This is a genomic window from Ochrobactrum sp. 19YEA23 (assembly GCF_029909865.1).
Taxonomy (GTDB): domain Bacteria; phylum Pseudomonadota; class Alphaproteobacteria; order Rhizobiales; family Rhizobiaceae; genus Brucella; species Brucella gambitense.
Genome location: NZ_JASAMQ010000004.1, coordinates 331780 through 345911 on the forward strand (window position 1 = coordinate 331780; position 14132 = coordinate 345911).

Consider the following 14132-nt stretch of genomic DNA (forward strand, 5'->3'; position numbering starts at 1 on the left):
CAGTGAGCGCCGCAACCTTTCTCTCCCTTTTTAAAGGAAGAGGAGCAGGTTTCAGCTTATAATTTTTCATTATTTTGCAGGGATTTAGCAAAAACCCCTATCAACCTGTGCATTTTCTTGCACTAACGCTAATTTTTCACGGTGGTTTCGCAGAACCCAAGGACGGGGTCGTGGAAAGATCCGTCACAGCGCAAATCAGACGTCCAGAAATTTGCACGAGCGACTCGCTAATCCTATCTGCAATATAAATTCATGGATAACCGCGCTGAAATTCGCAAATTTTTGCTTATCAATCGGCGCTTCATAGAGAAGCCGGAATAGATCGAAATCTCCACTCATCAATTATGACATTTATATGTAGGAAAACTGAATTTTCATTATTGATTTACAGAAAATTACATTCATCCAAAGCATTCATTCGTCGAATAACATTCATATAAACTTCATTGGATGACTTTGTTTTGACTCGTTATTAGGGCGTGCGCTCAAAAAGGTGCGCGTCTCAATATCGAGGGTTCTCATGCAGACCAAGGTTTTCAGCGCTATCGGCGCAGTTATCGCTACCGCTTTCCTCGCAAGTCCGGCCGCCGCCGAAAAGACCAAGATCGACTTCTGGTTCGGCAATTCCGGCGATATCGCCAAGCGCGTCGAGGAACAGTGCGACCGGTTCAACAAGTCGCAGAACGACTATGAAGTCGTCTGCACCACGCAGGGCACCTATGATGCCTCGCTACAGAACACGATCGCCGCATTCCGCGCTGGCAAGCAGCCGACCATCGCGCAGGTGTCGGATGCAGGCACGCTCGATATCATGCTGTCGGGCGCCTACTACCCGGCAAACAAGCTGATGGCCGATATGGGCTACAAAGTCGACTGGAACGATTATTTCTCCGGCATTTCCAGCTATTATGCGACGTCCAAGGGTGAAATGTATTCGTTCCCCTTCAACTCCTCGACCGCTTTGCTCTATTGGAACAAAGACGCCTTTGCCAAGATCGGCAAGGATCACGCGCCTGCAACCTGGGAAGAAGCGGCTGCCGATTTCAAGGCTCTGAAAACTGCCGGTTACGCCTGCCCGTTCGGCTTCGACATTTCCAACAACGAAGTCTGGCAGCTCGTCGAGCAGTTCGAAGCCGTGCATGGCGAACCCATTGCCACCAAGCGCAATGGTTATGAAGGCCTCGACGCCGAGATGACCTTCAACAAGGGCAAGCTGGTTAATTTCATCAAGGAACTGAAGGGCTGGTATGATTCCGGCGAAGCCGTCATCAAGTCCAAGGCTACCGGTCAGACCTTCATCGAAGCTTTCTCCGCTGGTGACTGCCAGGTCATCCTTACCTCGGTCGGCGACCACGGCAATATCGGTCGCACCGCCAAGGAAGGCATGAACTGGGGCGTCGCAATGCTTCCGGTTTACGAAGGCACCGAACGCAAGAGTTCCTTCGTTGGCGGCGCTTCGCTCTGGACGTTGAAGGGCAAGTCGGAAGCCGAATACAAGGCTGCCGCAGCCTTCTTCGACTTCATCGCCAAGCCTGAGGAAGCCCTCACCTGGTCGACCGTTACCGGCTATATTCCAGTGCGTAATTCAGGCTTCGAATATCTCCAGAAGCAGGGTTTCTATGACAAGGCGCCTTATGCCGGTCGTGAACTCGCCATCAAGAGCCTGACCGCCTCGCCTGCCAGTGACCCGGCACCGCATGGCATCCGTCTCGGCGGCCTTCTGCAGATTCGTCAGGAAATCGCCAACGGCCTACAGGCCATCTTCATCAACAATGAAGACGTTCAGGCATCGCTGGATGCATCGGCAGAACGCAGCAACCAGATCCTCCGCCGTTTTGAACGTACCTATAAGGGCGCACAGCTTCCCTGATCGTTCAAACCGCAACCTGATCGGCGCTTTCTGCGCCGATCAGTCCCTTTGCATGCACTATCATTCGGCTGCTGCCTTATAAGCGCCGAGGAAAGCGAATGACCTTCCATGGAAAAGCGCGTCACTTTTTCCTCCACGACAATCGGCCTTCTATTCGTATTGCCGATGCTGCTTTTGATCTTTGTCTTCTTCTATTGGCCAAGCGCACAGGCACTTTACTGGGCCTTCACGCTGGAGCAGCCATGGGGCGGCGGCAATGTCTGGGTGGGCTTCGATAATTTCATGCAATTGCTGCAAGACCCGATCTATTGGGGCGCGATTTCTCGCAGCCTGATTTTCGGTCTCGCCTCGACGTCTATTGCTATGGGCATCGCGCTGGTTCTGGCCCTGATCACCGACCGTGAGCTGCGCGGCAACAAACTCTATCGCTCGGTTTTCATCTGGCCCTACGCCATTGCAGCTCCTGCTCTTGGACTGGCATTCCGTTTTATTCTGGCTCCCGAAGCGGGACTTCTTTCGGTCATCAACCAGGTATGGCCCGGTTTATGGAACCCTGCCCTCGACGGCAAGGATGCGATGATCGCCGTCATCGTCGCCTTTTCATGGAAATATATCGGCTATAATTTCATCTTCTTCCTGTCAGCGCTTCAGGGCATTCCGCGCCCGCTCATCGAAGCCGCCGCCATGGACGGTTCGGGCCCGATGCGCCGCATCTGGGATATTCAGCTTCCCTTGCTGACACCAACCCTGTTCTTCCTATTGGTGATCAACATCACCGAGAGCTTTCAGGATTCCTTCGGCATCGTCGATGTTCTGACTCAGGGCGGTCCGGCCCGCGCCACGGAACTGATGGTCTACAAGATCTATTTCGACGGTTTCAAAGGCCTCGATTATTCCGGTGCTGCGGCACAGTCGATCATCCTCATGCTGCTCGTCATCCTGCTCACCATCGTCCAGTTCCGCTTCATCGAGCGGCGCGTGCATTACAAGTGAGGTCAGGATCATGATCGAACGCACCCCCGTCTTCAATTTCATCTGCTACGCGATTCTGGTGCTCGGGCTCATCATCGCGCTGCTGCCATTCGCAATCGTCATCATTGCATCGACGCTCGACATCGCAGCCGTCAACACAGTGCCTATGCCGCTGACGCCGAGCACCCATTTCTGGGAAAACATCCAGACCGCATGGGCACGTGCGGATCTCGGCACCAAGCTGCTCAACAGCCTCATTTTTGCCGCCGCTGTCGCGGCGGGAAAAGTGATCCTTTCAGCCATGGCAGCTTTTTCGATTGTCTATTTTCGCTTTCGCGGACGCCAGTTCATCTTCTGGATCATCTTCATAACGTTGATGCTGCCGCTGGAAGTGCGCATCGTGCCCACCTACTCGATTGCAGCCAACGCCTTGCAGCCATTCCAGACAATCTTCGACTATTCCGGCATTTCATGGTTGTTCGCGCATATCTTCGGCATCGAAATCAAGCTCGAATGGGGGCTGTTGAACTCCTATACCGGCCTTGTCCTTCCGCTTGTCGCAACGGCAACCGGCACATTCCTCTATCGCCAGTTTTATCTCACTGTTCCTGATGAACTTGCAGAAGCAACCAAGATGGACGGTGCAGGCGCGATCCGTTTTTTCAAGGATGTGCTGCTGCCCCTGTCGCGGCCCAATATGATCGCGCTTTTCACGATCATGTTCGTCTGGGCATGGAACCAATATCTCTGGCCGCTGCTGATCACCACCGATCCTAAATTCGGCATCGCAGTCACGCAGCTCAAGACACTTATTCCCTCCGAATTCGGCCTGCCCGACTGGAATGTCGCCATGGCCGGAACTCTCATCATCATGTCGCCACCGCTGATCCTCGTCATTCTGATGCAACGCTGGTTCGTGCGCGGCCTTATCTCCACCGAGAAATAAAGGATACTCTCTTGGCACCGATCTCCATTCGCGGCGTAAAGAAGAGCTACGGCAAAAACGCAGTCGTTCACGGCGTCGACCTCGAAATCAAATCCGGAGAATTCATCGTTATTCTCGGGCCGTCAGGGTGCGGAAAATCCACGCTTCTGCGCATGGTCGCCGGGCTGGAAGAAATTACCGGCGGTGAAATCGCGATTGACGGCACGGTCGTCAATCAGATGGAGCCCCGCGCACGCGGTTGCGCCATGGTTTTTCAGAACTACGCCCTCTACCCCCACATGACCGTGGCGCAGAACATCGGCTATGCGCTCAAGGTTTCCGGTGTTTCAAAGGCCGAGCGCAATCAGCGTATCGCCGATGTGGCAAAGACCCTTGGACTGGAAGCCTTTCTGGACCGGCGGCCTGCCGCTTTGTCAGGCGGACAACGCCAGCGTGTTGCCATGGGCCGCGCCATGATCCGCGAACCCAAGGTCTTCCTGTTCGACGAACCGCTCTCCAATCTTGACGCGAAACTGCGTATCGCGATGCGTTCCGAAATTCGCAGGCTGCACCGGAAGCTCGGTGCGACGTCGATTTTCGTGACACATGATCAGCATGAAGCCATGACGCTTGCCGACAGGATCATCGTCATGAATGCCGGCAAGGTAGAACAGGTGGGCACGCCTGCCGAGGTCTATCATCGGCCAGCAAGTCGCTTTGTGGCCAATTTCGTCGGCACGCCGTCAATGAATCTGCTGGAAGGCAAAGTTGGCGAGAACGGCGTACTCGTTCTCAATGGCGGACAGTCGGTTGCCGTACCACCTGCGAAAGTGAATATGCTGGCAGGACAACGCGTGGTGCTTGGAATTCGTGCCGAATCGACACGCCTCGTCTCGCCCGAAAAACCGGGTGCATTGATAGCCACCACCGACTTTGTCGAAGAACTGGGTGCGAGCCGCGTGGTCCATGCCGATCTCGACGGGACGCTCTTTGCCATCGCACTGACCGAAGCAGCCGATCTCAAAACCGGTGAACGGGTGGGTATCGAGATTGATCCGCAGGCGATCCACCTCTATTCGGCTGAAACCGGCGCAATGATCGACACCGCCGCCAACAGCTCTGCCGTAGCCAAGACCACCACATTTGCGTGAGAACAGCGATGAACCATCAATCTCCATTCACGGAACCGCTTTTTCCGACCCGCGCGGGCGATAATCGGTCCATCGTGACACAACCCGTTGAAGCGCTTGAGGTGCCGACATCCTCCTTTTGGGACGATGCGCGACAGGCAGCGCCGACGATGGAAGAACATGACCGGCTGATCGCTCAGCTTCCCTCATTGTCATCCGTTGAGATCCGCCTGCATGACGCCACAGCGCCAACAGACAAGACCGCCTCGCTCTCCATCGCGGCATGGAATGCCGAGCGCCTCAAATACCACACCGGTTCCGTTGCACTTCTTGCCGCGCACCAGCCCGATATCGTGTTGCTAACGGAAGCCGATATCGGCATGGCCCGTTCCGGCAACCGTCATACGGTGGCCGATCTCGCCCGTGATCTTGGCATGTCCTACGCCTATGGCGTCGAGTTTGTGGAAATGGGCCTCGGCGATCCGCGCGAACGCGTGTGGCACAAACACGAGACGAACTCCATCGGCTTTCACGGCAATGCGGTGCTGAGCCGCCTGCCTTTGCTCGACGCCGCACTCATTCGTCTGGACGATGGTGGGGTCTGGTGGACCGATGAAACCGACGGCCAGGGTCGCTTCGGCAGCCGTATGGCTATTGCCACGCGTATACAGACCGCGAACGGACCAATTATTGCCGTCGCGGCGCATCTCGAAAGCAAGAGCGACGCGGAAGACCGTGCACGTCAGACTATCCGTCTGCTTGATGCGATCGACACGCTGGCGGGAGATCTGCCGGTCGTAATCGGCGGCGATTTCAACACCAATGCCCTGCCGGACGGAACCCGCGACCCGGGCCGGTTCGAACCGTTGTTCGATGCGCTCGCGCAAAAGGGATATGACTGGGAAGCGGCCAACGATTTTGCGCAGACGCAGCGCATCCGCCCGGATGGAACGCCACAACCGCCTTTCGCCCGGCTGGACTGGATTTTCACGCGTGGTTTCACGGCACAAGAACCGCAAACCATCGCGGCCATCGACAAGGACGGCGCAGCGATTTCCGATCATGAACTGATCGTCACGACGCTCAACGCCTGAATAGCTGATAAAGCGCCGCCTTCTGGCGGCGTTTACCCCTTGGAAAGCGCAATCACCGGATCGAGCTGTGAAGCGTTTCGCGCCGGGAGATAGCCGAACACGACACCGATCAGCGTCGAACACAGGAAGGCCGCGACAATCGACGTAGTCGAATAGATCAGGCTGAAATTCGAGCTGATCAGGCTGAACAGCAAACCGAAGCCAAGCGCAGTCAGAATACCCAGAACACCGCCGATCAGGCAGACGAGCACGGCCTCGATCAGAAACTGCTGCAAAATATCGCTCTGTCGACCGCCGACCGCCATGCGCACTCCGATTTCCGAAACACGCTCGGAGACGGTGACGAGCATAATATTCATCACCCCGATGCCGCCGACAATCAGCGAGATAATGGCAATTGCCGCCACCAGAAGCGTCAGTGTCTGGGTCGTGCTGGTGATCGTCTTGCGAATGTCGTCTGTGTTCAGGATATAGAAATCCTTGGTTCCATGACGCTGTAGCAGAAACTCGGTAACCGACTGTTCGGCCAGTGCCGTATCAATCCCGTCCTTGACCTGCAAGGTGATGCTGCGCAGTGAATTACTGCCCAGAAACCGTGCCTGAACGGTCGTATATGGCAGATAAAGCGACAGGTTCTGGTTCGAGCCAAACCCGCCCTGCTGCGGCTCCATCACGCCGACAATGCGTGCCGGAACATTGCCGATCAGCAGCACCTGCCCGACCGGATTGATATCGGCAAACAGAGCGTTCTTGGTGTTCTGGTCGATCACAACATCCGGTGCCGTGGTCCGCACGCTCTCGCGGTCGAAGAATTGCCCATCGGCAATCTTGCTGCCCTTGGCGACAAAATACTGCTCGCTGACGCCGTTTACCAGCGCATTGGACTCCTGCGAGCCGAAACGCACAGTGCTGCTCGTCGAGACGGTTGGCGTTGCGGCGGCAACATAGGGTTGTTTGGATAGTTCTATCGCGTCGGAAACCACCAGCGTGGTGATTTTACCTGATCGCACATCACCGAAATCCTTACCCGCGAAAATCTCCAGCGTGTTGGTGCCAAGACTGGAAATATTGGCCAGCACTCGCTCCTGCGAGCCGCGCCCAAGCGCCACCACGCTGACGACCGAAGCGATGCCGATGATGATGCCAAGCATGGTCAGGAAAGTGCGCAGCTTGTGCGCCCGCATTGAAAGCAAGGCCATCAGAAAGGCTTCGCGGATAGACCCCATCAACCCGTAGAGTGACAATGTACGCTTGCGGGCTGACACTGCGTCGTCGGTATTGACGGTGCTTTCGACAATCTCTGTCTTTTCTACCGGACGGTCGGCGATGATCTCGCCATCGCTGATCTCGATGATGCGCTCTGCCTTGCTGGCAATCGACATATCGTGGGTGACGATGATGACCGTGCGCCCCTCGGCATGCAACTCGCCCAGAATGCGCAGCACCTCTTCACCGCTGTGCTTGTCGAGAGCGCCTGTCGGCTCATCGGCCAGAATGAGGTTGGCATCGTTCATCAGCGCCCGCGCAATCGATACACGCTGCTGCTGCCCGCCGGAAAGCTGGCCCGGACGGTGATGCAGCCGGTCGCCCATGCCAAGTCGCGTGAGCAAGGATGCAGCGCGCTTGTAACGCGTCGACGGATCAATCCCGGCATAGATTGCCGGAATCTCGACATTGCCGACTGCCGTCAACTCGGGCAGCAGATGATAACGCTGGAAAATGAAGCCGAAATGCTCGCGCCTCAACGCGGCCAGCTCATCCACATCCATGGATGAGGTTTCCCGCCCGTTGATTTCGTAGCTGCCGGAAGTGGGACGGTCCAGACAGCCGAGAATATTCATCAGCGTGGACTTGCCCGACCCCGACGCACCGACAATCGCCACCATCTCGCCAGCTTCGATGGTGAGGTCGATGTCTTTGAGGACCGCGATAGAGCTGTCACCCGACGGATATTCCCGCCGGACTTTTCTGAGACGGATCAACGGTTCCGTCATGTTCAGAAACCCATCGGCGGGCCGCGACGACCGCCCGAACCGGAGCCCGCTGCGGAACCTGCCGCCAATTCGCCACTGATGACGCGATCACCTTCATCTAGACCGGATTTCACCTGAACCATCACCTTGTTGTTCAAGCCGATCTCAATCTTTTTGCGTGTAATCTCGCCCTTGTCATCCACCACCCGCACCGTGTAGCGGCCATCCGCATCGGGCGCGCCCAACGCAGATGATGGAATGGTCAGGGCGTTCTTTTCCTGACCAAGAACGATATGGACTTCCGCCGTCATATAGGTGCGCAGATGCCCGTCGTCATTCGGAACAGTGAAAAGGCCGTTGTAATAGATCGCTTCCGACGAGGTGCTGCCCGATGATGAAGACGACGTCGAGCTTGAAGAACTGAAACTGCTGTCGCTCTTGATCGATTCCGGCGCCGGTTCCACCGATTCCAGCTTCGCCTCATAGCGACGATCCTGATCGCCAAGCACCGTGAAATAAAGCGGCAGGCCCGGCTTGACCCGGACGATATCGGCTTCGGAAATTTCCGTATAAACCGTCATGCGGTCGAGCTGGCCGAGAATGACGATGGTCGGCGCGGATTGTGTTGCGTTGACCGTCTGGCCTTCCTGGCTGACGATGGAAAGAACGGTTCCCTCAATCGGCGCGGTGATCTGCGTATAGCCGAGATTGGCTCTGGCAGTCTCGACTGCGACTTCGGCTTCCTTGATCTGGGCCTTGATCGATTCAATCTGCGCCTGTGTGACATTCAGATCGGCGGCAGCTGTATCGTAATCGGCCTGCGATACGGCATGTTTGGCCAGCATGGATTTCTGGCGTGTCAGAGTCTGCTGGTTCAATACCAGCGTCGCCTGCTTTTCCTTGAGCTGTGCCTGCATGTTGGCAAGCGACGCCTCGGACGTCCGCAGATCATTTTTCTGCGTCGTGGAGTCGATCTCGGCAATGAGATCATTCGTCTTGACGGTCTGTCCGAGCTTGACTTTCACCGACGTGATGCGACCCGATGCCTGCGCACCGACAGCAACCAGACGGACCGGCTTGACGGTTCCCGTGGCCAGCACCGTGACCTCAATGTCGCTACGCGCCGCAGCAACCGTCATGATCGACTGCGATTGTGATCCTGATTGGCTGCGCCAGTAAAAATATCCGCATACGGCCACAGCGATAATGGCTGCGATCGTGACGACGAGACGTTTAAAGCGCATTCAGGGAACCTTGCATCTGCTCGTGGATTGAACGTGACCTCAAAAACCGGCCAGAGAGGCCCGTATGATCAAGCGTCGGATTCGAAAAATCCACTAAAAATCTGTAATTGCCAGCAATCTTTTCAACTCCGGCATCTGCTTAGGCTCAGTTGTGAGGCTGAAAGCAGATGCCGGAATAAGATCGCCAATCCGGGTGAAGGGGCCGGATGACCGGATTTACGTTTAGTTGTTGGCGGCTGCTGCCACCGCTTTTCTCTTCGGAAGACGCGGACCCGTATTCACATCCACTACTTCCGGTTTGGAGACTTCGATAGCACCGCTCCAGCCGCCGCCAAGCGCCTTATTGAGCGCGATATAATCGGTCGTGATCAGAACCTGGCTGGCAATCAGCGAATCCTCTGCCGAATAGAGCGAACGCTGCGCTTCCAGAAGATCGAGGAAGCTCTGCGTTCCCGACTGATAGAGTGAACGTCCCAGCGACGCCGCTTCGCGATAATGGCCAGCAGAGGTTGCAAGCTTTGAAGACTTGATGCGCTCCTGCGCCAGCGACACGATGGCGTTTTCGACTTCTTCCAGCCCGGTCAGGATCGAAGAGCGGTAGGCGATGAAATACTGGTCGCGCTGCGCTTCCGCCAGCTCCACGGCTGCCTTCAGCTGACCGCCATTGAAGATCGGCACCGAGAGGGTTGGGCCGAATGACCAGCTGATCGACGAGCTTTTTCCGAGATCGCCGATCTTGGTGGCCGATGTTGCAATGTCACCGGTGAGGCTGAGGCCCGGATAACGGGCAGCTTCCGCCTGACCGACCTTGGCTGTGTATTGAGCGTATTGACGTTCGGCCAACCGCACATCCGGGCGGGACAGCAGAATATCTGCCGGAATGCCGGTGGGCATGGGCAGCTTCGGCTTGGGGATCGCCTTGACCTTCTTCATGCGTTCGGCAAGCGCCGCGGGCGCACGACCGGTCAGCACGGACAGGCGATGCACGGAAGCTGCATAGGCGGCTTCAAGATCGGGAATATTCGCTTCCGTCGACGCGGCCTGACCCGACGCATTGGAGAGATCGACCGCCGACGAAGCGCCCGCCTCAAACTTGTTGCGCGTCAGCGTTGCCGTCTCACGCTGCGAGGCGGCGGTGCGCCGGGCCAACGCAATACGGGCCTGATAGCCGCGTGCTTCGACATAGTTCGTCGTTACATCGCCGATCAGCGTAACGAGCGTGTTGCGCAGGTCTTCCTCGGAGGCGTCCATGCCGTATTTGGCGGCCTCCACCGACCGGTGGTTGGCGCCGAACAGATCGATTTCCCAGCTTGCATCCAACCCGCCCTGGAACTGGTTGCTGGTGCTGGCAGTGCCGCTCACGGACGAGCCGGTCCGGCTGCGGGTCGCCGAAGCAGAACCGTCGAGCGATGGCAGCAATGTACCGACCGACTGGCGATAGGTTGCACGCGCTTCACGCACACGCGCCTTGGCCGTCGCAACGTCCAGATTGCCCGCAACCGCTTCTTCCACAAAAGCATCAAGCAATGGATCGTTGAGCCGCTTCCACCATTCGGCCAGCTCCGCCGGTTTTGCCGGCTTTTGCTGTTTCTTGTTGCCCCAGCTGGAAGGCATGTTGATCAAGGGCGACTGATAATCCGGCCCGACCACACAACCACTGACGGTGGCGACGAGGCACAAGGTTCCCAATACCTTCAGATAGCGGCGGACACGCTGATCCTGTCTGGTGCAGGGCTTATGGTCAAAAGTCGCTGCAACGCGGGTAAGATCACTTGTCGACATGGTTTGTTTCCGTCTGCGTCTGCGGCGACACCGATTGAGTTTGACTGGATTTGCCCTTGAACACGCGTCGAACGGTCACGAAGAGCAGCGGAACAAGGAAGACACCTATCACGGTTGCAGCGATCATCCCACCCATAACGCCGATACCAATTGCGTTCTGCGCACCGGACCCGGCGCCACTTGCAATGGCCAGTGGCGTGACCCCCAGAATGAAGGCGAAGGATGTCATCAGGATTGGTCGCAGGCGCTGTTTTGAGGCTTCCAATGTCGCCTCAACCAGCCCCATACCGGCCGCTTGCCGCTCTATCGCAAATTCAACGATCAGAATGGCGTTTTTGGCGGCAAGCCCGATGGTCGTCAGAAGGCCGACCTTGAAATAAACGTCGTTGCTTTGGCCGAATAGCGTCGCCCCAAGCAAAGCGCCGAAGATGCCGATTGGCACTGACAGCATGACCGCAAACGGGATCGACCAGCTTTCATAGAGCGCCACGAGGCACAGGAAGACCACCAGAACCGAGATTGCATAGAGCGAGGCGGCCTGATTGCCGGACAACTGTTCCTGATAGGAAAGCCCGGTCCATTCATGCGCAAAGCCTGAAGGCAATTGCTTCATCAGATTGTCGATTTCATCCATGGCGACGCCAGAGCTGACACCTTCAGCGGCAGCACCCTGAATTTCCACAGCGGACGAACCGTTATAGCGCTCCAGTCGGGGCGAACCGTATTTCCAGTAACCAGTCGCGAAGGCCGAGAACGGCACCATGGTTCCAGCCGAATTGCGAACCTGCCACTTGGCCAGATCTTCCGGCTGCATGCGGAACGCGCTGTCACCCTGGATATAGACCGGCTTGATGCGTCCCCGGTCGATGAAATCGTTGACATAGGCGCTACCCCAGGCGGTGGAGAGCGTGCTGTTGATATCGGCCAGCGAAACACCGAGCGCACTCGCTTTTTCCTGATCGATATTGATGCCGAATTCCGGTGAATCTTCCTGCCCGTTCGGTCGGGTGCCAGACAGTAGACTGCTCTTGCCGGCAAGCCCCAGCAACTGATTGCGTGCCTCGATCAGCTTGGCATGGCCTGCGCCATTGACGTCCTGAAGGAAGAAATCGAAACCGCTCGAATTGCCCATACCCTGGATGGCTGGTGGCGCAAGCGCAAAGACCTTGCCGTCGCGGATTGTCGAGAAGTATTTCATGGCGCGTGCGGCAACGGCGCTTGCCGAGAGATCGGCGGTCTTGCGCGTTTCGAAATCTTTCAGGCGCACAAAGGCAAGACCGACATTCTGTCCCTGCCCGCCATAGCCGAAGCCGATGACGCTCATGACGCCTTCGACGGCATCCTTCTCCTGATTGAGATAGAAATCCGTCACCTGCTTCATGACGCGCTCGGTACGGTCCTGTGTCGCGCCCACGGGGAGCTGAACGCTGGTCATGAGCGTGCCCTGATCTTCTTCCGGCAGGAACGAGCTTGGCAACCGGTTGAACAGCCAGCCCATAGCGATGACGATCAAAACGAAGATCACCAGGAAGCGCGCCGAACGTGAGAGAATGCCACTGACGCCGCTGCGATAGGCGTTCGTCGTGCGGTCGAAACCACGATTGAACCAGCCCGAAATTCCGCGCTGTTTCGCATGACCATGAACCGGCTTCAAAAGCGTGGCGCATAGTGCCGGTGTCAGGATCAGCGCGACCACCACCGACAGGATCATCGCCGATACGATGGTTACCGAAAACTGGCGATAGATTACGCCGACCGAGCCTCCGAAGAAGGCCATCGGGATAAACACGGCAGAGAGAACCGTCGCGATACCGATCAGTGCGCCGGTGATCTCGCCCATGGATTTGATCGTGGCTTCTCTTGGTGGAAGCCCCTCCTCCTCCATCACGCGCTCGACGTTTTCCACAACGACAATCGCGTCATCCACCAGAAGGCCGATGGCCAGCACCATGGCGAACATGGTCAGCGTATTGACGGAATAGCCGAAGATCGCCAGCACCCCGAAAGTGCCAAGCAGAACCACCGGAACGGCCAGTGTCGGGATAAGCGTCGCGCGGATGTTCTGGAGGAACACCAGCATCACGACGAAGACGAGAACAATTGCTTCAACGAGCGTCTTGATCACTTCCTCGATGGACAGACGCACGAATGGCGTCGTGTCATAAGGATAAACGACCTCCACACCCGCCGGGAGCGTCTCTTGCAGATTGCCGATGGCCGCCTGCACACCTTCGGCGGTGCTGATCGCATTGGCGCCGGTGGCAAGATAAATGCCGATGGCGCCCGAAGGCATGCCGTTATAGCTGGATTTACTCGTATAGCTTTCCGAACCCAGTTCCACGCGGGCCACATCGTTCAGCCGCACCAGAGAGCCATCGGTGGTGCTCTTCAGAATGATATTGCGGAACTGTTCCGGCGTCTGAAGGCGGCTCTGGGCTGTCACAGTCGCATTAAGCTGCTGGCCTTGTTGAGCGGGTATCGCACCGAGCTGACCTGCCGAAACCTGCGTGTTCTGCGCTTCGATGGCTGCGGTAACATCACTCGGCATGAGCGCGTATTTCGTGAGCTTGTCGGGATCCAACCAGATACGCATGGCGTAACCGGCACCGAAAATGCGGGTATCGCCAACGCCTTCAACGCGCTTCAGCGTATCGTTGAGCGTGCTGTCAATATAATCAGCGAGATCGTTCGCCGTCAGCTTCTCATCGGTCGAAACAAAGCCGATGACCATCAAAAAGCTATCGGACGACTTGCTGACCGTGATCCCGGTGCTCTGCACGATTTCCGGCAGCTGTGACTGGACGAGCTGCAGCTTGTTCTGAACCTGCATCTGCGCCACGTCGGGATCGGCGGCGCTGGTGAAGGTCAGCGTGATTGTTGCCGAGCCGGTCGAGGTCGAGTTGGCCGTCATATAGTCCAGATTATCGATGCCGGTCATGCCTTGCTCGATCACCTTGGTGACCGAATTTTCGACCGTTTCGGCATCCGCACCCGCATAGGTGGCGCTGATGCGCACCGTCGTCGGCGCAATCTGCGGATATTGCGAGATGGACAGGGAATTGAGGGCCAGCAAACCGCCAAGCATGATGACGATCGCGATAACCCAAGCGAAATTGGGCCGGTTGATGAAGAAATTCGACAT

Annotated in this window: 9 protein-coding genes; 5 read left to right on the forward strand and 4 right to left on the reverse strand. The window is 56.9% G+C overall.

Annotation, left to right across the window (positions count from 1 at the left end; genetic code table 11):
* The first annotated feature begins 520 nt into the window (after positions 1-520).
* The 5 genes from QBD01_RS13055 to QBD01_RS13075 all read left to right on the forward strand — a co-directional run bounded on the left by QBD01_RS13055 (position 521) and on the right by QBD01_RS13075 (position 5991).
* A complete protein-coding gene (locus QBD01_RS13055; protein WP_280993155.1) occupies positions 521-1870 on the forward strand; it encodes an extracellular solute-binding protein in 1350 nt (449 codons plus the stop codon).
* A 108-nt stretch (positions 1871-1978) separates the two neighbouring features.
* The gene (locus tag QBD01_RS13060; protein ID WP_280993156.1) at positions 1979-2863 is read left to right on the forward strand and encodes a sugar ABC transporter permease; all 885 of its coding nucleotides are present in this window, start codon (positions 1979-1981) and stop codon (positions 2861-2863) included.
* Between the two features lie 10 nt (positions 2864-2873).
* Positions 2874-3788, forward strand: coding sequence for an ABC transporter permease subunit (locus tag QBD01_RS13065; RefSeq protein ID WP_182520733.1), 915 nt, complete (start codon positions 2874-2876; stop codon positions 3786-3788).
* Between the two features lie 11 nt (positions 3789-3799).
* Positions 3800-4918 (forward strand): sn-glycerol-3-phosphate ABC transporter ATP-binding protein UgpC, encoded by a 1119-nt coding sequence (gene ugpC, locus QBD01_RS13070; protein ID WP_280993157.1) that lies wholly within the window; start codon positions 3800-3802, stop codon positions 4916-4918.
* Positions 4919-4926: 8 nt separating this feature from the next.
* Positions 4927-5991, forward strand: coding sequence for an endonuclease/exonuclease/phosphatase family protein (locus QBD01_RS13075; protein ID WP_280993158.1), 1065 nt, complete (start codon positions 4927-4929; stop codon positions 5989-5991).
* A gap of 32 nt (positions 5992-6023) precedes the next feature.
* Here QBD01_RS13075 and QBD01_RS13080 read toward each other — a convergent pair whose 3' ends face one another.
* The 4 genes from QBD01_RS13080 to QBD01_RS13095 all read right to left on the reverse strand — a co-directional run bounded on the left by QBD01_RS13080 (position 6024) and on the right by QBD01_RS13095 (position 14132).
* A complete protein-coding gene (locus tag QBD01_RS13080) occupies positions 6024-7985 on the reverse strand; it encodes a MacB family efflux pump subunit (protein ID WP_280993159.1) in 1962 nt (653 codons plus the stop codon).
* Between the two features lie 2 nt (positions 7986-7987).
* On the reverse strand, positions 7988-9208 hold the full coding sequence (locus tag QBD01_RS13085) for an efflux RND transporter periplasmic adaptor subunit (protein WP_280993160.1): 1221 nt from the start codon (positions 9206-9208) through the stop codon (positions 7988-7990).
* A gap of 222 nt (positions 9209-9430) precedes the next feature.
* On the reverse strand, positions 9431-10990 hold the full coding sequence (locus QBD01_RS13090) for an efflux transporter outer membrane subunit (RefSeq protein WP_280993161.1): 1560 nt from the start codon (positions 10988-10990) through the stop codon (positions 9431-9433).
* Positions 10977-14132 carry an efflux RND transporter permease subunit gene (locus QBD01_RS13095; protein WP_280993162.1) on the reverse strand — a complete coding sequence of 1052 codons (3156 nt, stop codon included), beginning with the start codon at positions 14130-14132 and terminating at the stop codon, positions 10977-10979. Before QBD01_RS13095 ends, QBD01_RS13090 begins: the two co-directional genes overlap by 14 nt.